Origin of the sequence: Anabaena sp. CCY 9910 (genome assembly GCF_963920875.1) — a bacterium.
Classification (GTDB): Bacteria; Cyanobacteriota; Cyanobacteriia; order Cyanobacteriales; family Nostocaceae; genus Trichormus; species Trichormus variabilis.
Genome location: NZ_CAWUDJ010000166.1, coordinates 1 through 219, shown reverse-complemented (window position 1 = coordinate 219; position 219 = coordinate 1). Strand labels below are relative to the sequence as shown.

1 protein-coding gene is annotated in these 219 nt (G+C 70.8%); it reads right to left on the bottom strand.

What is annotated here, in order from left to right; genetic code table 11:
• On the bottom strand, nt 1-219 hold a 219-nt coding region (locus ACM5QX_RS29705; protein ID WP_414756785.1), incomplete at both ends, for a hypothetical protein.

The following is a 219-nucleotide window of genomic DNA, read 5'->3' as shown; positions in this document are numbered from 1 at the left end:
ATCAGGGCTTCGGCGTCACGCGGATCGAATGTCAGGATCAGGCCGCCATCCAGCATGGTCTGGGCGGCCAAAAGGGCTTCCGGCGCTCCGGCCGCGATCTGGGTCCGGTCGGCAAGCGCGGCCAAGGGGGCGGCGTTCGGCGTTGCAGCCGTAAAGGCGGACGGCCGCTCGCCATCGGCGGCGCGCAGAATGTCGGCGTCGCTGGCTCCGCATCGACGC